Source organism: Levilactobacillus bambusae (genome assembly GCF_003124125.1).
Classification (GTDB): Bacteria; Bacillota; Bacilli; order Lactobacillales; family Lactobacillaceae; genus Levilactobacillus; species Levilactobacillus bambusae.
This window is the reverse complement of record NZ_QCXQ01000002.1, coordinates 399291-419066: the sequence shown is the minus strand read 5'-3', so window position 1 is coordinate 419066 and position 19776 is coordinate 399291. Positions and strand designations below refer to the sequence as shown.

Genomic DNA, 19776 nt, shown 5'->3' with positions numbered 1-19776 from the left:
CAGTCGGTTAGCAATAAAAGATGCGGTCACTCACTAGGATGATGAGTGGCCGCTTCTTTTGGTTACCGGACAACGAGTCCCGGCTGAAACCGTTTTTCGGTTGGTAATAGGTGGTGATTGGCGATTCGGGCTAACAGTCGGTTAAGGGCTGCCACCCCAATTTCTTGAATAGGTTGTTTAGCAGTTGTAATGGCGGGGCTGACAAAGTTTAACCAGTCATTATCATCGAATCCGCTGATGAAGTAAGTGGACAGGGTCAGCTCGGGCAGCTTATGTAAAACTTCCAATAGAATGGTGTTATCCGCCGCAAATAGGGCGTCACACTTCTGATTTTGTAGTAATTGTCGGGTCATTTGCTGTACGTTACCGTTATCTTTCCGAGCACTAACAATGATATCCGGATCAACGGGCAGCCCGTGATTTAGCAGGGCCTGCCGGTATCCCTGGAGTCGCTCCGTTGCGGTAGCTGATGCGGAACTATTGATGATGCCGATGCGTCGGGCACCCCGCGTAATGAGATTGGCGATTACCCGCTGGGTCCCGGCTACGTTATCGACTAACAGCCGGTCGTAGGTAATGGGACCGTTGGGTGCGCGATCAACAAAGACGGTGGGGGTGGCTCCTAAGAGGCGGTCGTAATCCTGGTTAGGATCCGTACTTGCGATAAGCAGGCCGTCCACCCGTTTGCCCTGGAGCAGCTGAATAGCATCCCGCTCCGCATCAGGCTGCTCATCTGTGTTAACGATGACCACGTCGTAGTGTTGGGCTTTGGCTGCATCCTCGATGGCACGAATCAAGGAAGTAAAGAATGGATTTAGAATATTGGGAATAATCATGCCAATGGTTTGGGTTCGCTGGACTCGGATACTTCGAGCTAGCTGATTTGGAGAGTAACCGAGCTCCTGGGCTAACCTCTGAATCCGAGTTCTGGTTGCCAGCTTAACCCGGGGACTATCGGCAAGGGCCCGGGAAACGGTAGCTTCGGAGACCCCAGCCCGTTGCGCTAAATCCTTCATCGTTAACTTGTCTGCCATAACGAACGCTCCCTTCTTTTCTGACTCCCATTATACCGTGTTTTGCAGGGGAACTTTGGCAGAAAACGCGCGTTCGACGAAAAATCGTGATAAAATGGGAGCATTCGATTACGATATGTAAGGAGATTTTTAACGTGACCTTATCACAATACTGGCAAGACGTTCAGGCTGCTGCCCAGCAAAAGGGCCAGCCGATTTTGAGCTTGGCACCGATGGAAGCCGTCACTAACGCTGTCTTTCGTGGGGTTGTGGAACAAGCGGGAGCCCCTGACTTGTTTTACACGGAATTTACCCACGCTAAGAGTATTACCCACCCGAAAGCGAAGTTTGCGGCACAGGGGCGGTTATACGTTCCGGATTCAGAACCAAAGTTTCCGGTTATCCAACTCTGGGGGAACGACGGGAAGGATTACGAAACGGCATCCGTGGCCGTTCGTGAGATGGGTTATGAAGCCATTAACATCAACATGGGGTGTCCCGCGCCAACCGTTATTAAGAACCACGGGGGCAGCGACATGATTCGTCACCCAGATGATGCCGCCGCGGTTATTGCCGGTGCCAAGAAAGCGGGCTTGCCCGTTAGCGTTAAGACCCGGTTAGGCTACAGCGACTTAGATGAATTTAGGGAGTGGATCCCCTTCCTATTAAGGCAGGATGTTCAGACCTTAATGGTGCACGTCCGGACCCGTAAGGAAATGAGCAAGGTCCCGGCCCACTACGAGGTGATTGACGAACTGATTCAAATGCGGGATGCGATTGCTCCGGATACCCTGATTGGTATTAACGGGGACGTTGAAAACCGGACCGAAGCCGTTCAGCTAGCGTTAGATCATCCCGGCTTAGACGGGGTCATGATTGGCCGCGGGATCTTCCATAACCCCTTCTGCTTTGAAACGGAACCGAAGTCCCATACGATTGGGGAACTGGTCGAGTTGCTTCGGCTCCAGCTGGCGAACTTCGATAAGTTTTCTAAACGGTATGACAACCCCCGGTTTGCCTACCTCAAACGGTTCTTTAAGATTTACATCAAGGACTTCGCCGGGTCCAACGAAGCCCGAACGGAGTTAATGGATACGACGTCCACGGATGATGTCCGCCGGGTTTTAGACGAAAATCCGCATATTCAAGCGGCCGTTCAAAGTGGTGAATTAATGAAGTCGTAAGAAGTAACGAATGACTTTTAATGATTCAAATTAAAACGCACCCGTCAAATTCAGGTTTTAAACGAATTTGACGGGTGCTTTTTACGTGGCTTCATCCTGGTCGTACAACCAAAGGAGGGCGAACTGAAATAAGTTTGTGAATCGGCGAAAGTCCAGTCCGGTTAAGTCCTTGGCCTGGTTAAAACGATAGGTTAGGGTATTTCGGTGAATATGTAGCTGCGTGGCTGTTTGACCGGCGTGACCGTTATTTTGGAAGTAGGCCATAAAGGTCGTCATGAAATCAACGTCAGAGGCTTCCTTCAGATCGCGATAGTGCTGTGCCATTCTGGGAAGTTTTAGCCGGTGGCGCAGGAGCTCATCCGTCAACCGGGCTTCTTCATAGGTTTGGAGCTGGGGCTGCTTGAGTAACCGTTGGAGGGTAATAGTTCGTCGAGCTTCAGCGGTGCTTTGCTGCAACCAAGTGGTCGGGGTGCCAATCCCAAGTTCACAATGGGATCGTTCGGCAAACTGGAGGGCCCGGTTAAGGGTCTTCGGTTGATTGGTGATGATCAATCGCATTTGATCGTTGGTTTGCAGGGAATAGTCTAAGGCATCCGTCCGAAAGGCATTGGAGTTGGGCCCAATCAAGCATAGAACCTGACGGGGAAGGGTTAGATCCACGTGCAGTTCTCTAGCAGCCATAACGAGGGATGACTCCCGGAGGGGCGCTTGAGATTGCAGCCACTGGCTAATAAAACGGGTGAGCTGGGATTCCCGCGCCGCTGACCTAGCGTTTTGCTGGTGCTGCTGCAGTAAAAGAACGGTTGCGGTCACTAATAACCGGGCGAAGGGTTGGACGGTTTGCGGTTGGCCCGTAATCCCAATGACCCCGATAATTTGATCTTCAAACCAAATGGGCATATTCACCCCGGGCTGACCGTGATCACCGTAGTCATAGTCCATCGCTAAGGTTTGCCGCTGCTGGATGGCCATTTCTGCGCCGACGTGGTGGCAGCCGATTCGCGCCGCATCGCCACTGGCAATGATATCGCCGCTTTCATTCATCATATTAATATTGTAAGGGATCTGTTTCATCATGTGATCAACAATTGATTGTGCAAGAGTGGACGATATTTTCATAGCCCTAATTTTCCTTTCGTCAAATGATTCGTTAGTCAATTGACCAACAACGCTAGTCTTGTTTCCTTGGGAATTACCTGCATTTTAACAGATAGAAAGCGGTGGAATCAACGGATTATTTTCACCGATTGACCAAATCAGATCGTTAATAACTTGCTGTAAAATAAATCGTGCAATAAGTTTTTGATATGATATGTGATTTTTTCACTAAAAGGAGCTTACGGAATGACTGTTAGTTGGATCGGGGCCTTAGTCGGTTTGGCCCTCGCAATTATTTTGATTTTATATAAGTTAAACCCGGTGTATGCTTTAATGCTGGGAGCAGTGATCGGAGCGCTCATCGGGGGCGCTAGCTTAAGTCAAACGGTGGAAATTGTGGTGACTGGAACGCAAAGTGTCATGGGTACGGTTGTCCGGGTCTTAGCGGCGGGAGTTTTAGCCGGGGTAATGATGGAATCCGGGGCCGCCAATACGATTGCCCGGGCAATTGTGGATTCGCTAGGGGAACGGTTAGCCCTATTTTCCCTGGCGCTCTCAGCGATGATTATTACTCAAGTTGGTGTTTTTATTGCCGTAACCGTCATTATTTTAGCGCCGATTGCGTTAGAAGTTGGGGAACGGATGCACTTGTCAAAGGTGGCGCTGCTAGTTGCTCTATCCGGTGGGGGAAAAGCGGGGAACATTATTTCCCCGAATCCGAATACCATTGCGGCGGCCCGGGGGTTCAACCTGGAGTTAAGTCAGCTGATGATTGCGGATTTTATTCCGGCACTCTTTGGGCTGGCAGCGACCGTTATTTTAGCGACCCTGTTAAAGCATCGGGGTGAGATTGCTAGTCGGAGGGATTTAGAGGCGATTGAAACCCCGGAACTAACTAACTTACCCTCGTTAAAGTCCGCGTTAGTGGCTCCCATTGTTGCCATTGTTTTACTCTTAATTAATCCAATCGGCAGTTTACTTCATATTGCTCTGTTAACGAAGTTCCAAGTGGACGCGATGTATATTTTGCCACTGGCCGGGGTTATTGGCGCCTTAGCGATGGGAAAGGGCCGGGACCTCATGGCGTACGCTTCCTCAGGGATGGAACGAATGACGGATGTTGTGCTGATTCTAATCGGGGCCGGAGCAATCGGAGGATTGATTACCTCTTCGACGTTGCCGGCTGAAGTGGTTAAACTGGTGCAGCATTCTGGAATTTCAGGAGTCTTTTTAGCCCCAATTGCCGGAATTTTAATGGCTGGGGCAACGGCTTCAACTTCAACGGGGGTTATTCTAGCGACCGGGTCATTCTCAAAGTCGATCTTGGCCTTTGGGGTGGCGCCAATTGGGGCAGCTGTGATGATTCATACGGGAGCAACCGTTATTGATGAGTTGCCGCACGGAAACTACTTCCATGCTACCGGTGCCGCAATGAATATGAGTTTTAAGCAACGGATGGCAACCATTCCGTATGAAGCAGCCGTGGGACTGACCATGACCATCGTTGGGACCATTATGTTTGGGTTTATTTTTAAGTAGGAGGGACTGCCTAGCATGAAATTTGTATTAGCGCCGGACTCGTTTAAGGGAAGTTTAACCGCCAAAGAGGCCACACTTGCAATGAAACGGGGAATCCAAACGGTGTACCCGGATGCAGAAATCGAAATGATTCCAATGGCCGATGGGGGCGAAGGAACGGTTCAATCATTGGTGGATGCCACCCATGGCCAGTTATTAACGGCCACCGTTACAAACCCGTTGGGGCATCCCACGTTAGCAACGTACGGTCTTTTAGGGGACGGGCACACCGCCGTGATTGAGATGGCCGCCGCCAGCGGCATTCAGTATATTGATGATGAAACGGCAAATCCGCTAGTGACGACGACGTACGGAACCGGTGAACTTATGCGGGCGGCCATGGATCAGGGGGCTACCCAGCTGATTTTAGGACTTGGCGGCAGCGCGACGAATGATGGGGGAGCGGGAATGGCCCAAGCTTTGGGCGTGCAACTCCTGAAAGCGGATGGAACCGAGGTTGCGGTTGGGGGTGGGAACCTTTCCGAATTAGTCCGAATTGATGCGAGTCGCAGGGATCCCCGGTTGGATAAGGTTGAGGTCATTATGGCGTCTGATGTGACGAACCCCTTGACTGGCAACACGGGGGCCAGCGTAGTTTTCGGCCCGCAAAAGGGCGCCACCCCAGATCAGGTCCAACGGTTAGACCACAACTTAGCCCACTATGCGGAGGTGGTTGCCCGCGATTTAGGGATCGAAGTGGCTGAAATTCCTGGTTCGGGGGCTGCGGGTGGATTAGGGGCCGGACTCTTAGCCTTTACCTCCGCGACCGTTGAACGTGGGGTTGAGATTGTATTAGAGAAAACGCATTTACGTGATCGGGTGAAGGATGCGGACGTGGTCTTCACCGGAGAAGGCGGCATGGATTTTCAGACCCAGTACGGTAAAACCCCAATGGGGGTGGCTCAAGCCGTGAAGCAAACGGCCGGTGACCTACCCGTAATTGCCCTGGTTGGTAAGATTGGTCAGGGTACCGAGGTACTCTATGAATTAGGAATTGACGCAATCTTTAGTACCGTCCCCGGCGTTGAAACCTTAGACCAAGCGATTTCAGAGGCCGGTTCAAACGTGCAAAAGACCGCTGAGAATGTCGCCCGGTTAATTAGAGCCATGGATGGGTGTGGAACCGCTCGGTAGAACGGTGGAACCCGACTAAAACCACAACTAAATAAAACCAGGGACCAAATCCGATCAAAATATAATCGAATCTGGTCCCTGGTTTTATTTAGTATGGCCTGAACGTCTTATGTCCTTGCCGTGTTTAATTAGAAGTTGCTCAGTGGGAGAGTGTTATTGGATACTAATGTGATCATCATGATCGGTATCCTTGACGATTTTTGGAAGGGTCAGTTCCAAAACGCCATCTTCAAACGTTGCTTTGGCCTGATCTTTGTCAGCATCAGGCAGGTAGAAGCTGCGGGATGTATTGCTGGTGTTGCGTTCGGAACGCAGTACGTTTCCCTGATCATCCTTGTCCTCACGCCGAACGTCGTAGGAAGCGGAGATCCGAAGGGTGTCATCCCGGTAGTCGATGTGAATATTGTCTTTCTTGGCACCGGGGATGTTGACCTTCACCACGTACCGATCATCGTGATCAACAATGTCGGTCTTCATTGTGGCCGATGAATCCAGATCCTTAAATGCGTGATTAAATTCATCAAACAAGTTTTGTGGGGCAAAGTTACTGAAAAAACCGTTACTTAAATCGTTAGCCAAATTGATGACCCCCTTCGTTTATTTTTGGAACACCCTTATAATAGTCAGGATTGGTCAAATACGCAAGCAATTTGTTAGCTGCGGCGGCGTTTAAAAGCAGCCCAGCTTGCCCAACTGATGAGGAGGAACCCAGTGGCGATGATCAAGAGGGTACTGTAGGATTTCATAGTGGTTAGGATGGTCGGCCAAGCATTTCCCGCTAAGTGACCGGCAAAGATTAGCACGGTATTCCAGATCAAGGTTCCCGCAAAAGTGAAGCCGATAAACCGGACCAGGGAGTAAGAGGACATCCCCGCTGGGATGGAAATCAGGCTTCGAACGACTGGAACGAACCGGCCAAAGAAGATGGCGAATAGGCCATGGGTTTGAAAGTAGCGCTGGGCCCGCTGAATGTGGGCGGGTCTCACGTGAAGATAGCGTCCCATCCGGCTGCCTAACCAGCGTTCAAGTCGTTCCGCCTTAACTAGCCGGCCGGCACCATACAAAATTAGGGCCCCGGTAACGGCTCCAACCGTTGCTGCCAGGATGACTCCCGGAATGGTGAGGGTGGAGGAAAGCGTTAAAAAGCCGGCAAAGGTTAGGATAAGTTCGGATGGAATCGGTGGAAAGAGGTTTTCAAGTGCGATTAGCGCGGCAATGCCGAGGTAGCCAAACTGTGAAATCAATTCGGTTATGAGTGCGTTGTCCATGTTTTTTCCCCTCGTATCTCGTTCAATTTGTTACACTGTATTCTACAGGGGGCCCCTGGGAAACTCAACTGATAACGGTCTGCCTTAAGGAAAGGTTAAAGCAAGTTTTGAAGGCGGTTTTCTGGTCAGAATTTTCATCTCCCTATATAATGATGGTAATAAGCTTTTCTGAATGGATTAATTGAAACGGAGGAGATTAACATGCATATTCCAATTCATCGAAGTGCAAACAATGCGGTAATTGCTGGTGTGATTGGTGGAATTTCAGCTCAGTACGGTTGGAATGCAACAATCGCTCGGGTTATCTATGTGTTGTTATCAATGACGGTCATTTTTCCTGGAATTTTAGTGTATTTGATTCTATGGATGTTAATGGAGAGTCCGATTGAAACTGATTAGGTAACTAATCTGCCGACAGCTAAGCCCGGATTGGAGTGGGGACACCAACCGGAGCTTAGCTGTTAATTTAACAAAAAAGGAGCCCATTCATTTTGAAGAACACATTTTGGGGGAAAATGGGAGTTATTGTAGCGGTTATTGCGGTGTTGTGTACATGGTTACCCCAGCAAACGGCTAATGCCAGTAGTCAACTGGATCACGTTTCGGCCCGGGCGGCGTACGCCATTGATGCTGAAAGCGGCCAGGTGCTTTACCAGCAGAATCAAAACCAAGAGGTACCCATTGCGTCATTAACCAAGTTAATGACGCTCTACTTAGTGGAACGTGACGTTCAGTCGGGGAAACTCAACTGGTCGGATAACGTCCCCATTGATAAAGAGCTACAGAAAATGTCTAAGAACTCGGAGACGGGATCAGTCGAAATGAAGACTAACGAAAAGTTTACCGTTAAGCAGTTGTTTGATGCGGCCTTAATTGCGTCATCCAATAGTGCAGCAATTGCCCTCGGAAACAAAGTCGGGGGAAGTAACGCTCGCTTTATCCAAATGATGAATGAACAGGCCAAACGGTGGCACATTGACGCCAAGTTTGTCAGTTCATCTGGGTTAGATAACACGGATTTGACGAAGTACCACTACGACTTGAAGGGTACCGATAAAAAGGCTCAAAACCTGGTTTCTGCGAGTGCCATTACGATTATCTCGCAACATTTAATTAATGAATTTCCGGACGTGCTCAAGGTGGCTAAAACGACGAACGAAAAGGTTAACGGAACGGCAGTCATGACGTCTAACGAACTATTGCCAGGTCAGCCGTACTACGATGAGGATTTGAAGGTGGACGGTTTAAAGACTGGTTATACACCTAAGGCATTAATGTGCTACACCACGACTTATACGGTGGACGGCCACCGGATTATTGCAACGGTTCTCGGGGCCAAAAGTTCGTTTCCCACGATGATTAAGTTAATGAAGAACCTCAAGGAAACCTATACGTACGAACAGATCACCCCCCGGCCGGTCGCGCTTCGGACGCCCGATTCCAACCGCCTATTATCGGCACCCTCGGTTAGCACGACCACTGGCCTATGGATTTCGGATGATACCAATTTGGAGGATCTAACCGGGACGGTAACGGCAACTACTCCGCTAAATGGGATGATTCCCACCGGCAACTTAGTGGCCCGTAAACAGGTTACGGATAAGAACTTAGGGCTTAAGGAAACCGTTGAGTACTGCACGAACACGCCATACTACCCGATTAGCTATGAAATTTGGCACCGGAACAGTGATTTTCAACCGATTAACGCCAGCTTAGCTCAGCAGTCAGCTTTTCGTGGATAAGGGTGTGGAATCACTCGGTAGGTCTCGAGGAATAACATAAGAAACAAAATATGCTGGGCCTTAGCATAATTTGTTTCTTGGTTTATCCGGAGGGATCTGAGTGACGGAACCCGACTAAAGGGTGTGGAACTTCTCGCTTACTTCTGAGGATTAACTGAGTCATCGGGAAATGCTGGGTTTAGGCATTATTCGATGACTTGGTTAACCACAGGAAGTTGAGAAGCGGAACCCGACTAAAGGGTGTGGAATCACTCGGTAGTTCGTGAAGAATGACCCCTAACTAACGACAATTAAATAGGGCGACTACCCCAGTCCGATTCACATGCAATCGAACGGGGGTAGTCGCCCTATTTAGTATGGCCTAAACGTTGGCCGTCTCGGCCGTTTTTCGTGTGGAATTCCCTAGACCTATGGGAGGGTTACATTGGTCAACTTGACTTGGTAAGCGCCGTTTGGGGCGTCCACTGAAACGATGGTCCCGGCTGGTTGACCGTTTAGCTTTCGACCAATGGGGGACGCAATCGTTAACTTGCCGTGCTCGAGATCGGCTTCGGTGGGACCCACTAATTGATAGGTTTCCGTAGATTCATCGTCCATGAATTGAATGGTGACCGTTTTTCCGATCGAAGCCAAGTCATTTTCAGCGGGTTCGATAATATCGGCGTAGGTCATGATTTTATCGAGGTATCGCAACCGGCCCTCCATTTGACGTAAGTCGTGTTTGGCTGACGTGTACTCGGAATTTTCTGAGCGGTCGCCAAGTGCCGCAGCTGCGGATAGCTGTTTTAGTAGTCCGGGACGCTTATTTAGTTTGAGGTCGTTGATTTCAGCAACGACGTGCTCGTAACCAGCCCGGGTAATGGGGGTTAACTCTGGATCTTGTGCCATATTCCGACTCCTAGGGATGATTTATTTTGTGCCATTAGTTTATCGCACTTTAGCCGGTAAAAAAAGAATTTATTGCAACCGCAAACAAGGTCGATAAAACCCGAACATGTTATAATACAATTAGGTTTAAGAGGAGGGTTGAGTGATGCCAGAGATCACCACCATTGTTGAAAGAATCATTCGTTTTTGTTCCGACCCCATGGATTACTTGGTACCGCTAACCAATGCCATTGGACCGTGGATCTACGTTTTTTTGTTTGCCCTCATGTTTATTGAATGTGCGAACCTGCTCTTCTCGTTTTTACCCGGCCAGGTGCTCTTCTTTGCCCTGGGATCATTATCTGCCCGGCCGGATTCGAAGTTGGAGGTCTGGCTGCTGATCATAATTTTAACGGCGGCAGTGGGATTAGGCGGAATGGTTAAATACCAAAACGGCGAGAGCATTTTACAGCGGAAATGGTTTAAGAAGCTGTTCCCCCAAAACAAGGTGAATGACGTGCTCAACCAGTTTCAGCACCATGAGAAACGGTCGTTGACGCTCGGTCAGTTTATGCCGTGGGTGGGCACCCTGGCACCAACTTTTGCGGGGGCCAGCCGGATGAACTGGAAACTGTTTCAACGCTATAACTGGGTCGGAGCAGTTCTCTGGGTCGGAATTTGTACCTTGGTCGGCTACTTCTTTGGCCACAGTCTATTCGTTCAGCACTACTTCGTTTACATCATGTTCCTCGTCATCTTTTTGCCAACGTTAACGGACAAGTTGTTTAAGCAGTTAGAAAATAAAGTTAAGGCAAATAAGCAGAAAGATTGACCTAGTCGAAGCTTATTTTTATAAGTGGCGCCAGTTGAGAAAACACACTATTTTAATAGTGAGATGAAGCAATGTCTTGGGCACCGCAATAGGTTTTAGTATGTTAAAATTAAACTGTTAGCGAGAACCAAGCTGACCGTTCATCATCAACTCTAAGGCTCGGAACGAGCCGTGGTCAATAGCGGTAACCTCAGCACAATGTGCAAGGCACGATCGTGCTGAGTCCGCCGTATTCCCAAAAGCTCGTTACTTTAGTAATGAGCCGTTCACGATAGATGGGTAACAACCAAAAAGGGGGAGTCATTCATGACGGTTTTAGATAGTGAAACCTATAAGTTATCAAACGGAACAGTAATTCCAAAGTTGGGGTTTGGAACCTGGCAGATTCCAAATGGTGATGTGGCATACAATGCCGTTAAGGACGCGTTAAAGGTGGGCTACCGGCACATTGATACCGCTCGGGCCTACGAAAATGAAGCTAGCGTGGGGAAGGCCATTAAAGATTCTGGGATCTTCCGTGACGAAATTTTTGTGACCACGAAGCTGCCAGCCGAAATTAAAACGTACGAAGGCGCCATGGCCTCATTCGAAGAATCCTTAAAACAATTAGACATGGATTACGTCGACCTATACATTATTCACGCGCCATGGCCATGGAATAACATCGGAAAGGACGAGGACGCCGGAAACAAGGAAGCTTGGCGGGCCCTTGAAGATATTTATAAGAGTGGTCGGGCTAAGGCAATCGGGGTCTCAAACTTTGCCGTCCACGACCTGCAAAACATCATGGGTGGGGCTGAAATTAAACCAATGATTAACCAAATTCAGTATTACATTGGGTATACTGAACCTGAAATCACTCAGTTCTCACAGAAAAATGACATTGTCGTTGAGGCTTACTCACCGTTAGCAACTGGTGACATGCTGAAGAACGCTGAAATTAAGCAGTTGGCAGATAAGTACAACGTTACTCCGGCTCAGTTAGCCCTGAAGTTTGTGCTTGAAAACGGCCTGGTTGCTTTGCCAAAGGCAACCTCCTTAGGTCATATTGAGAACAACGCTGACCTTGGCTTTAGCATTAACGATACCGATATGAAGACGTTAAACGCCATGAAGGATCCGGCACCCGAACATTTCCACCCGGAATCAGAAAAATAGCGATTAAGTTGAAACTAATAATAAAAGGCGCCACCTCCAATTCAAATTGGAGGTGGCGTCTTTGTTTTACCATTTATTTGAGGAAATTAACCCAGAACCTTGAATTGCTTAGTGGCGTCATCTGGGTGATCCAAGTTCGTTTCACCCTCAACGGAACCGAAGGGCATTTGGGCTTGAAGCAGCCAACTGGTTTCGAGGTTAAACGTCTCTAAAACCTGATCGTTAATTTCGGGGTTGAAATGTTGAAGGGATGCCCCGAGTCCGAGGGAGGTCAAGAGGGTCCAGACGTTCATTTGGGCCATTCCGTTCTCAATGATGGTGGCCGTCTTAAACCAGTCCGACTGGTGGGGGTGCTTGTGACGTAACTGTTTTGTTACAGCCGTATCCGTGAAAAAAAGGACCGTCCCTAACCCGTTAGCGTACTGATCGCGAATGGTGGTCAGGACCCGTTCACTGTCCGACTGATTGAAGGCATCCGAAGCCCGGGCATCGGATGCAAACTCCCAGAGTTGTTCATGAGCGCCACCGAATAGAATGGCGGCTCGGACGGTCGGGGTTTCCGTTGGAGCCGGTGTATTGTCAATGGCCGATTCAATGGCTGTTACGAGATCGGATTCCAATAGGTTCGTTTGCTGGCCGAGTTGGGTCACTTTAGGTCGGCTAGCTAGCAGTTTTAGGTAGTCATTAGACATGGTGATTTCCTCCTTCAATAAAAATAACCCCCGTTAATAAGGCTCGCTGACCTTATTTGTGGGAGTTATTTTAACGTGGCCGCTAATTATTTCTTAGCGGGTTCAGCTTTTTTGTCGTCTTTAGCTTCGCTAACAACGATGGTATCGTTGTCGACGTTAGCGATTAAATGCTTAACGTGAACGTTATCCAAGTAGAAGTCAGTTACTTTATCCCGGATTTCTTGTTCGATTACCCGACGGAGTGGCCGAGCTCCCATGGCTTCATCGTAACCCTTTTCGATTAACCAAGCCTTAGCATCGTCCGTTACCTCTAAGGTAATGTGCTTCTTTGCTAACGTCTTGTTAACGTCGTCAATCATCAGGTTAACGATTTCTAACAGATCGTCCTTACTTAAGTGGCTGAATTCAACAATTCCGTTGAACCGGTTAAGGAATTCTGGCCGGAAGTAAGGGGAGAGCTTATCCATTAAGCTTTCATCCTTCTTATCATCCTTCGTCATTGATTCGCTACCGAATCCGGCGTTAGAGGTGGCAATAATGATGGTGTTCTTAAAGTCGATCACGTTGCCCTGACCGTCTGTTAAGCGGCCATCGTCCATTACCTGAAGCAGAAGGGTCAAGACTTGTGGGTCAGCCTTTTCGATTTCGTCAAGTAAGACAATGGCGTATGGGTTCCGGCGAACACGTTCGGTCAACGTGTTGGAGTTATCTTCGTAGCCGACATAACCAGCGCTCGTCCCGATTAACTTCGAAACGGCAGTCCGGTCTTGGTATTCGGACATGTCTAACCGAATGATGGCATCCTTGCTGCCGAACATATCCAGAGCTAACTGCTTGGCTAATTCCGTCTTACCAACCCCGGTTGGACCAACGAAGAGGAAGGAACCGATTGGACGGGAACCTTCGTCAAAACCAGCCCGGTTCCGACGAATGGCCCGAGCAACCATTTCTACGGCTTCATCTTGGCCGATGACTTTGCCCTTTAACCGTTCGTTCAATTTCTTTAAGTGTTCAATATCGCTGGCACCCATCTTAGCAACGGGAATTCCAGTGTAGCGTTCAACGGATTGAGCAACGTCATTAACGGTTGCAACGGGTTGATCCTGTTTGTCATCACCGTGTTCCAACTTAGCGTTTAACTGGTCGATTTCGTTCTTAGCCTTGTTAGCGGCTTCGTAATCTTCCTTAGCAGCAGCATCGTTCTTCCGGTTTTCGGCTTCAGCAAGTTGCTGCTCCAGGTCAACGCGGTCTGTAACGGGGTGCTTGGCTGCAATGTGAGCGGCAGTCATATCCACTAAGTCAATGGCTTTGTCGGGCAAACTGCGTTGTGGAATATATTGAACGGAGTAGTCAACGGCGGCCTTTAAAACGTCATCAGGTAGTTTAACCTTGTGGTGGTTTTCGTAAAGGTTCCGCACGCCCTTTAAAATATCAAAGGTTTGTTCTTGGGTGGGTTCGTTAACCGTCACTTCGTTGAACCGACGGGCAAGGGCCGCATCCTTCATAATCGTATTCCGGTATTCATCCTGGGTGGTTGCCCCAATCAAGGAAAGGTCGCCCCGGCTTAAAGCGGGTTTGATAATGTCGGCTAAGCCCTTGCTGCCGTCACCATCGCCGGCCGATCCAGCCCCTAAGATTTGATGAATTTCGTCAAAGAAGAGGATCACGTTGCCGCGGTCTTGAACTTCCTTGACTAAATCTTGAATGTTTTGTTCGAAGGAGCCCCGGTATTGGGTACCCGCTTCAAGGTTAGAAATATCAATGGAGATAATTTCCTTGTCCTTAATGGCTGCTGGGACGTCGCCCTTAACAATTGCTTGGGCTAAGCCTTCAACAACGGCCGTCTTACCAACCCCAGCCGCTCCAACTAAAACGGGGTTGTTCTTAGTCCGCCGGCTTAAGATTTCAGCGGTCTCTTGAATTTCTTTATCCCGGCCAATTACGGGATCGAGTTCTTCGTGCCGAGCTTCATCCGTTAAGTTCCGGCCCAGCTTTTCTAAGGGACCTTCCTTACCGTTACCGTTGCCAGCTTGGCCGGGTTGCCCGTTAGCAGCTCCGGATTGAACGCCAGAAGGCAATTTACCCGTGGCCCGGTATTGAGCAAATTGTTCTGGGGTTAGCTCATGGCCGTTGATCGAATAACGGGTGTTTGCGTTTTCCCCATCCATACTGTTCATACGTCCCAGAAGTTGATTGAAAATATCGTCCATGTCCCGGTTAAACGGATCGTTACCATAAAATGAATTGTTAGCCATACTAAAACCTCCAGTAAATTAATGAATTATTTTTTATAATGCAGCTCGAGAACCTGTAAAACCTGCCACATTGCTAAATCTTGGGCGTTTGCTAAGGCATCTAAATCACGTAAATTAAGAGGCGTGGATTGTGATTGATGCTTATTAAACGACTTATGCAGGGTGGTATAGCCATAGCCACTGCGCTTAGCAACTTGGTAGATCGTTAAGCCTCGATCATCTAAGTAAGCCTTGACGTCGAATTGCATTGTCTGCCTCCTCTATGTGTAGTTATATCACGATCGTGGACTATTTACAAATAAAACGACTTATATTATGAACGTTTTTATTTTAACGCACTTCGGGGTTAGGTTGAAGTAGAGGGCTTTCATTTTTGAACAATCAACGAGCATTGCAGTAGGCAGATGGAAAAGAAACCACTACAATAGAAGAAACGGGTAAGGAGGAATTGATGGAGATGGATTATGATGTTGTGTTTATTGGCAGCGGACAGGGTGCCTGGAACGGGGCAATTCCCATGGCTAAACGGGGATTGAACGTCGCCATTATTGAGTCGAGTCTCTGGGGAGGGACGTGTACCAACCGGGGTTGCAACGCTAAGTTTACGCTAGATCGCCCCGCCGAGCTCGTTTTTGAAGCCCGTGAGTTAGTGGGGTTAGGGATTGATCAAGTCCCGAAGATTAACTGGGCTGATTTAATGGCCCACAAGCAGGATGTGATTGGACCCCTATCGGATAAGATGCGGCAACGGATGGATAAGGGCGGGGTTCATACCATCACGGGGCACGCTCAATTTGTGGACGCCCATACGTTAAGAATTGATGATCGGCAAACCATTACGGCGGATAAGATTGTGATTGTGACGGGTCAGGTACCGCACCGGTTGGACGTTCCAGGTCGTGAACTGATGCATGACAGTACCGACTTTCTTTCATCTGCTAGCCTCCCCGACAGATTGACCGTAATTGGGGCCGGTTATATTGGAATGGAAGCGGCCTCCATTGCCAGTCTGGCTGGGGCCGATGTTACCTTAGTGACGGATGGGAATGCAGCCCTCAGATCGTATGACCAAACCACCGTTGACCGGTTAGTGACCATTATGCGTCAAAATGGGGTCAAGTTTATTTTTAATCAGTCCATTACAGCCGCTCATCAGATTGTCGGCGGAATCGAAGTTACCGGGGACCATGATTTTCGGCTGGAAACGGATTATATTTTAGATGCCACCGGCCGAGTTCCCAATACCTCCGGATTAAACCTGGCGGCAGTTAACGTGCAAACCAATGCTCACGGGATCGTCGTGAACGACCACCTACAGACGGGTGAACCCAACGTTTATGCCACGGGAGACGTCATCGCTAAGTCGGTGGCTAAGATAACGCCAACCGCGGTTTTTGAAAGTCACTACTTAGCCGATTTGCTGACCGATCAAACTTCGGCTCCCATTCGGTACCCTAACATTGCGGTCAACGTCTTTACGATGCCCCGATTAGCCTCAGTGGGAATTTCTCCCGCTGAAGCTCGGCAGGCCCCGGAACGTTTCCGCGTTGAGACGGTTGATTATGCTCAGGACTGGTTCCACCAGTCGGATAATGAAATGGGGAGCGAAATTACCCTAATTTATGATCAAGCGGATCAGCTGGTTGGGGCGGTTGATATGAGTAATCAAGCGCCGGATACCATTAATACTCTTTTGGGTTACATGGAATTAGGGGTCACTAAGGCTCAGTTAGATAAGATGATTTATATTTTCCCAAGTAATACCTGGGAAACGCGTAAACGAATTATTAAGTGACACTAGAAAACAACACAAAAATCGANNTCGATTTTTGTGTTGTTGCTTTTGATTTTATAGTTAACCGTTTTTACCCGGTTTAAGGTTCAGTGTCAGTGCTAGTTTTCTAAGGCAAGCTTTAAAAATCGGTTAATGGTGGTGAGTTCCTGAGGCGTAAATTCAGCGAAGAGTTTGGTTTGGTGAGCTGCCAAAGCTTGGTGCATCCGGTGATGCAGGTTAGCCACGTCCTGGCCCCAATCCGTTAGCACATAGTTCCGCTCCTTGCGGTTTCCCTCCCGCTGAACGGTTGAAATAAGTTGATCAGCGAGTAGACGTTTGGCAATTCGAGAGATGCCGCCCCGGGTAACGTTCAGGGACTGAGCGATGGCACTTGCGTTTTCGGCTGGGTGATCAGCAACCTCGGCAATCACGGAGAGTGCTAACGCCGAGAGCCGGTTAAGCTGGGCTTGCATCCGCTTTGATACGGCATGATCAAGCATCCATTTCCGTTCATCGGATTGTGTCTCGCTTGACTTCAGCTGCACTAATCGCTGTTGAATCTGTGCTTCAGTCGTTTCCATTATAATTCCCCCTAATCCGGGCGCCGACCTAGAAGGTTGCTGCGACCGTTTTGGCCTCCGCTTTTGCAGCGGCTAAAATTTCGCCAGCCTGTTCTGGATGGGCATCCGCCCCTTCGATATCAATATCAACTACATCCATGATACCAAAGATTGCGAGGGTTGAAGTTAAATACTGCGAACCAAAATCACCAGCGGGGTTTTCGGGGGTGTGGTAGTAGCCACCAGCAGATTGGATGTGGGCGGCCTTTTTACCGATCATCATGCCAACGGGACCGTTAGCGGTGTAGCGGAAGGTTTTTCGGGCCACTGAAACAACGTCGATATATTGTTTTAGTTCAGCGGGTAAAAAATGGTTGTACATGGGATTAACAAACAGGTATTTATCCGCAGCGGTAAATTCAGTTAACCAGTCTGTGTGCCGGTTCAAAAGGGTTTGTTCTGCCGGGGTAAGTTCCTGGTTCATCTTCATTTTTTGCCAGGCCCCAAAGGTTTCGTCGTTCATTTCGGGAACGTGATCCGCATAGACGTCCCGGATAATCACGTCATCATGGGGATGGGATTGGGTATAGGCATCAATAAAAGTTTGTTCAACGGCCAAAGAGTTTGATGGTTGGTCAGTTTTAGGGTGGGCTTGAATGACTAAGAGTGTTGGCATAAAAATGATCTTCTTTCGATGATTATTATTTTGTTTACGTGTAAACATTATAACTAGTTTTGTTTCCATGTCAACAAAATAGCCAAAATTCGTATGCTATAATTTAAGCAATTCAATTGGGAGGTGGAAACGTGAAGTCAAATCAGTCTGATCAACCAACTGGATCCGAGGCAGAATTTCAAAAGCTACGGGTTGAAACGAAAGCTAAAAACAAACAGTTAATGATGAGTCTCTGCTTTGCCGCCTGGGCAACCACTGTCATTTGCGCAACCGTATACGGCAGCGTCCGGGCACTGAACCGGAGATAGTAAAGTCCCTTAATAACATGTTATAATCGGAGCTAAGGGGTGAAGGGGAATTTGAAAAAGAACAAGATGATGATTTTAGGAGTGGTCGGACTAACGGGACTTATTTCGACGATGTGGTCACAGCCGACCAAGTCGGAATCAGCGACCACTCATTGGCGCCAGGGGACGCCTGCAATTGTCCGAAATAAGTACTTCAAGACGACGGATAGTGTCAGTTCAGCGGGATTTCCCGTATATGAATGGATTCACGGGACGGACCAAACGTTTGAATTGAACGTGGCCAATTCGACGCAATTGGGGATGAATCAAGCCGCCTACCATAAGGCGGGTGGCGTGTATTATGCCCGGGGAACGTACGTTGGTGAACGCCAGTCCAACGAAAAATGGGCGTACCGGGTGAAAGCTGCCGGAAAACATACCATTAAGCTGGCACTGTATGATCAATCTAACCAAAAATACGGTGCCTACCGAACGTACCACCAATTAAAATCAGGTCGACCAGTCATGACCCAAGTGAATTAAAAAACAAGGCTGTGACATTAGTCGTCTAAGCCTGGCAAAATAGGGATCATCCCGTAATACGAACACCCTTTGCTCGTGTTTTGGGATGATCCCTATTTTGATTTGGCTTGACTCATGTCACGACCCCGTTTTTTCAATATCTAACTTATTATTTTAAATAATTGGAACTAGTCCTCGGCCAAATCAATGGACGTATTATAGTTCAGGTAACGGTAATGGACCCGCATGCTGGAAAACTCAAACGGGGTGCCGTCGTCTAAAAAGAAGGTTCCCGCCATGATGCCAACGGGTTCCGTGGCCGTTAAGCTGAGTAACTCTTGATCTTCTGGAGTGGATGGAGCGACTTGAATGGACATAAAGGACTTAATAACCCGTTTATGGTCTTCGCTGTCCATGTAATTAAAGATGGAGCTTTTGACAATGTTCGGGGTAAGTTCAGGGACTAGTTTAATGGGAATATAGCCGGTTTCGATAATAATGGGGCTATCGTCGACGAACCGAAGCCGTTTAATTCGGTATACGAAGTCGTGTTCATTCAAAAAAAGATTTTGCTGAATTTCCAGGCTTGCGGGTTGAACCTGGTAATCCAATAGCTGGATGGTTGATTTTTGACCGGCCATGCTAATATTATCGGTCATACCTAGGTTATTGCCGTCAAACTGAAAGAGGGAGTGATTTTTTAAATACAGGGGGTTAATGAACGTCCCGGAACCCCGTTTTTTAAAGATAATTCCCTGCTGGGCTAAAACATTTAGCGCCCGCTTAATGGTACTTCGACTGACACCATAAGCCTCACTGAGACTCCGTTCATCTGGCAGCCGGTTATTAGTGACTTCCTGATTTAAAATTTGTTTTTTGATATCTTGGATTATCTGACGATATGCTAAATCTGCCATTTTAATTCTGTTCTCCTGTCAGTTAAACCAATGCGCGTGATTTTTTAAAAATTATACCATGTTTTTTGGATATGTATAATTTAAAATTGGGTCGTATCAATTTTGAAGAATGTTGACTTTTTGTGAAATTTCGGTATTCTTATACATTGTAAAGCGGATCTATTTGAACCCTGAATAATCCGGTTACACTGTGTTGTCAGGTAAGAAGTAGTTATCAAT

The 19776-nt window shown here is 48.2% G+C and carries 21 protein-coding genes; 10 read left to right on the top strand and 11 right to left on the bottom strand.

The window, feature by feature from the left end; translation table 11 throughout:
* Positions 1-62: 62 nt before the first annotated feature.
* Positions 63-1034 carry a LacI family DNA-binding transcriptional regulator gene (locus DCM90_RS04815; protein WP_109250206.1) on the bottom strand — a complete coding sequence of 324 codons (972 nt, stop codon included), beginning with the start codon at positions 1032-1034 and terminating at the stop codon, positions 63-65.
* A 134-nt stretch (positions 1035-1168) separates the two neighbouring features.
* Here DCM90_RS04815 and DCM90_RS04810 point away from each other — a divergent pair, with 134 nt between their 5' ends.
* Positions 1169-2197: a tRNA dihydrouridine synthase gene (locus tag DCM90_RS04810; protein WP_225365968.1), complete on the top strand. Its 1029-nt coding sequence runs from the start codon at positions 1169-1171 to the stop codon at positions 2195-2197.
* Between the two features lie 81 nt (positions 2198-2278).
* On the opposite strand, the gene DCM90_RS04805 is transcribed toward DCM90_RS04810, so the two are convergent.
* Positions 2279-3316, bottom strand: a complete 1038-nt coding sequence (locus DCM90_RS04805) for a CdaR family transcriptional regulator (RefSeq protein WP_109250205.1) — start codon at positions 3314-3316, stop codon at positions 2279-2281.
* Positions 3317-3541: 225 nt separating this feature from the next.
* Between DCM90_RS04805 and DCM90_RS04800 the strand changes: the two genes are divergently transcribed.
* Together DCM90_RS04800 and DCM90_RS04795 are read left to right on the top strand one after the other, a co-directional pair.
* Entirely contained in the window at positions 3542-4834 is a 1293-nt protein-coding gene (locus DCM90_RS04800; protein WP_109250204.1) for a GntP family permease, read from the top strand.
* 15 nt (positions 4835-4849) lie between these two features.
* Complete coding sequence (locus DCM90_RS04795; protein WP_109250203.1) at positions 4850-6007, top strand: glycerate kinase; 1158 nt, start codon at positions 4850-4852, stop codon at positions 6005-6007.
* Between the two features lie 153 nt (positions 6008-6160).
* Here the strand turns inward: DCM90_RS04795 and DCM90_RS04790 are convergent, their stop codons facing one another.
* On the bottom strand, positions 6161-6586 hold the full coding sequence (locus tag DCM90_RS04790; RefSeq protein ID WP_109250202.1) for an Hsp20/alpha crystallin family protein: 426 nt from the start codon (positions 6584-6586) through the stop codon (positions 6161-6163).
* 74 nt (positions 6587-6660) lie between these two features.
* Positions 6661-7275 (bottom strand): DedA family protein, encoded by a 615-nt coding sequence (locus DCM90_RS04785; RefSeq protein ID WP_109250201.1) that lies wholly within the window; start codon positions 7273-7275, stop codon positions 6661-6663.
* Positions 7276-7476: 201 nt separating this feature from the next.
* Between DCM90_RS04785 and DCM90_RS04780 the strand changes: the two genes are divergently transcribed.
* Together DCM90_RS04780 and DCM90_RS04775 are read left to right on the top strand one after the other, a co-directional pair.
* Complete coding sequence (locus DCM90_RS04780) at positions 7477-7674, top strand: PspC domain-containing protein (protein ID WP_109250200.1); 198 nt, start codon at positions 7477-7479, stop codon at positions 7672-7674.
* Positions 7675-7766: 92 nt separating this feature from the next.
* A complete protein-coding gene (locus tag DCM90_RS04775) occupies positions 7767-9017 on the top strand; it encodes a D-alanyl-D-alanine carboxypeptidase family protein (protein ID WP_109250199.1) in 1251 nt (416 codons plus the stop codon).
* 408 nt (positions 9018-9425) lie between these two features.
* Here the strand turns inward: DCM90_RS04775 and greA are convergent, their stop codons facing one another.
* Positions 9426-9905, bottom strand: a complete 480-nt coding sequence (greA, locus tag DCM90_RS04770) for a transcription elongation factor GreA (protein ID WP_109250198.1) — start codon at positions 9903-9905, stop codon at positions 9426-9428.
* 145 nt (positions 9906-10050) lie between these two features.
* Here greA and DCM90_RS04765 point away from each other — a divergent pair, with 145 nt between their 5' ends.
* Both DCM90_RS04765 and DCM90_RS04760 read left to right on the top strand, forming a co-directional pair.
* A complete protein-coding gene (locus DCM90_RS04765) occupies positions 10051-10716 on the top strand; it encodes a DedA family protein (protein WP_109250197.1) in 666 nt (221 codons plus the stop codon).
* A 306-nt stretch (positions 10717-11022) separates the two neighbouring features.
* On the top strand, positions 11023-11874 hold the full coding sequence (locus DCM90_RS04760; RefSeq protein WP_109250196.1) for an aldo/keto reductase: 852 nt from the start codon (positions 11023-11025) through the stop codon (positions 11872-11874).
* Positions 11875-11960: 86 nt separating this feature from the next.
* Here the strand turns inward: DCM90_RS04760 and DCM90_RS04755 are convergent, their stop codons facing one another.
* The 3 genes from DCM90_RS04755 to DCM90_RS04745 all read right to left on the bottom strand — a co-directional run bounded on the left by DCM90_RS04755 (position 11961) and on the right by DCM90_RS04745 (position 15069).
* Positions 11961-12566 carry a nitroreductase family protein gene (locus DCM90_RS04755; RefSeq protein ID WP_109250195.1) on the bottom strand — a complete coding sequence of 202 codons (606 nt, stop codon included), beginning with the start codon at positions 12564-12566 and terminating at the stop codon, positions 11961-11963.
* Positions 12567-12652: 86 nt separating this feature from the next.
* The gene (locus DCM90_RS04750; protein ID WP_109250194.1) at positions 12653-14821 is read right to left on the bottom strand and encodes an AAA family ATPase; all 2169 of its coding nucleotides are present in this window, start codon (positions 14819-14821) and stop codon (positions 12653-12655) included.
* A gap of 26 nt (positions 14822-14847) precedes the next feature.
* Positions 14848-15069 carry a transcriptional regulator gene (locus tag DCM90_RS04745; protein ID WP_109250193.1) on the bottom strand — a complete coding sequence of 74 codons (222 nt, stop codon included), beginning with the start codon at positions 15067-15069 and terminating at the stop codon, positions 14848-14850.
* A 203-nt stretch (positions 15070-15272) separates the two neighbouring features.
* On the opposite strand from DCM90_RS04745, the gene DCM90_RS04740 reads away from it, so the two are divergent.
* Positions 15273-16616, top strand: coding sequence for a dihydrolipoyl dehydrogenase family protein (locus DCM90_RS04740; RefSeq protein WP_225365967.1), 1344 nt, complete (start codon positions 15273-15275; stop codon positions 16614-16616).
* Between the two features lie 98 nt (positions 16617-16714).
* On the opposite strand, the gene DCM90_RS04735 is transcribed toward DCM90_RS04740, so the two are convergent.
* The gene (locus DCM90_RS04735; RefSeq protein WP_109250192.1) at positions 16715-17176 is read right to left on the bottom strand and encodes a MarR family winged helix-turn-helix transcriptional regulator; all 462 of its coding nucleotides are present in this window, start codon (positions 17174-17176) and stop codon (positions 16715-16717) included.
* 28 nt (positions 17177-17204) lie between these two features.
* On the bottom strand, positions 17205-17831 hold the full coding sequence (locus DCM90_RS04730) for an FMN-dependent NADH-azoreductase (protein ID WP_109250191.1): 627 nt from the start codon (positions 17829-17831) through the stop codon (positions 17205-17207).
* 131 nt (positions 17832-17962) lie between these two features.
* Between DCM90_RS04730 and DCM90_RS09990 the strand changes: the two genes are divergently transcribed.
* Together DCM90_RS09990 and DCM90_RS04725 are read left to right on the top strand one after the other, a co-directional pair.
* The gene (locus DCM90_RS09990) at positions 17963-18139 is read left to right on the top strand and encodes a hypothetical protein (protein WP_165815213.1); all 177 of its coding nucleotides are present in this window, start codon (positions 17963-17965) and stop codon (positions 18137-18139) included.
* 66 nt (positions 18140-18205) lie between these two features.
* On the top strand, positions 18206-18661 hold the full coding sequence (locus DCM90_RS04725; RefSeq protein ID WP_165815212.1) for a hypothetical protein: 456 nt from the start codon (positions 18206-18208) through the stop codon (positions 18659-18661).
* A 167-nt stretch (positions 18662-18828) separates the two neighbouring features.
* Here the strand turns inward: DCM90_RS04725 and DCM90_RS04720 are convergent, their stop codons facing one another.
* Positions 18829-19557 carry a GntR family transcriptional regulator gene (locus DCM90_RS04720; RefSeq protein WP_109250189.1) on the bottom strand — a complete coding sequence of 243 codons (729 nt, stop codon included), beginning with the start codon at positions 19555-19557 and terminating at the stop codon, positions 18829-18831.
* Positions 19558-19776: the final 219 nt, after the last annotated feature.

Coding starts and splice junctions, on each gene's coding strand:
- DCM90_RS04755 (WP_109250195.1), bottom strand. CDS start 12,566: ATGTCTAATGACTACCTAAAACTGCTAGCTAGCCGACCTAAAGTGACC.
- greA (WP_109250198.1), bottom strand. CDS start 9,905: ATGGCACAAGATCCAGAGTTAACCCCCATTACCCGGGCTGGTTACGAG.
- DCM90_RS04740 (WP_225365967.1), top strand. CDS start 15,273: ATGGAGATGGATTATGATGTTGTGTTTATTGGCAGCGGACAGGGTGCC.
- DCM90_RS04750 (WP_109250194.1), bottom strand. CDS start 14,821: ATGGCTAACAATTCATTTTATGGTAACGATCCGTTTAACCGGGACATG.
- DCM90_RS04780 (WP_109250200.1), top strand. CDS start 7,477: ATGCATATTCCAATTCATCGAAGTGCAAACAATGCGGTAATTGCTGGT.
- DCM90_RS04725 (WP_165815212.1), top strand. CDS start 18,206: ATGATGATTTTAGGAGTGGTCGGACTAACGGGACTTATTTCGACGATG.
- DCM90_RS04765 (WP_109250197.1), top strand. CDS start 10,051: ATGCCAGAGATCACCACCATTGTTGAAAGAATCATTCGTTTTTGTTCC.
- DCM90_RS04760 (WP_109250196.1), top strand. CDS start 11,023: ATGACGGTTTTAGATAGTGAAACCTATAAGTTATCAAACGGAACAGTA.
- DCM90_RS04805 (WP_109250205.1), bottom strand. CDS start 3,316: ATGAAAATATCGTCCACTCTTGCACAATCAATTGTTGATCACATGATG.
- DCM90_RS04815 (WP_109250206.1), bottom strand. CDS start 1,034: ATGGCAGACAAGTTAACGATGAAGGATTTAGCGCAACGGGCTGGGGTC.
- DCM90_RS04745 (WP_109250193.1), bottom strand. CDS start 15,069: ATGCAATTCGACGTCAAGGCTTACTTAGATGATCGAGGCTTAACGATC.
- DCM90_RS04800 (WP_109250204.1), top strand. CDS start 3,542: ATGACTGTTAGTTGGATCGGGGCCTTAGTCGGTTTGGCCCTCGCAATT.
- DCM90_RS04785 (WP_109250201.1), bottom strand. CDS start 7,275: ATGGACAACGCACTCATAACCGAATTGATTTCACAGTTTGGCTACCTC.
- DCM90_RS04735 (WP_109250192.1), bottom strand. CDS start 17,176: ATGGAAACGACTGAAGCACAGATTCAACAGCGATTAGTGCAGCTGAAG.
- DCM90_RS04730 (WP_109250191.1), bottom strand. CDS start 17,831: ATGCCAACACTCTTAGTCATTCAAGCCCACCCTAAAACTGACCAACCA.
- DCM90_RS04720 (WP_109250189.1), bottom strand. CDS start 19,557: ATGGCAGATTTAGCATATCGTCAGATAATCCAAGATATCAAAAAACAA.
- DCM90_RS04795 (WP_109250203.1), top strand. CDS start 4,850: ATGAAATTTGTATTAGCGCCGGACTCGTTTAAGGGAAGTTTAACCGCC.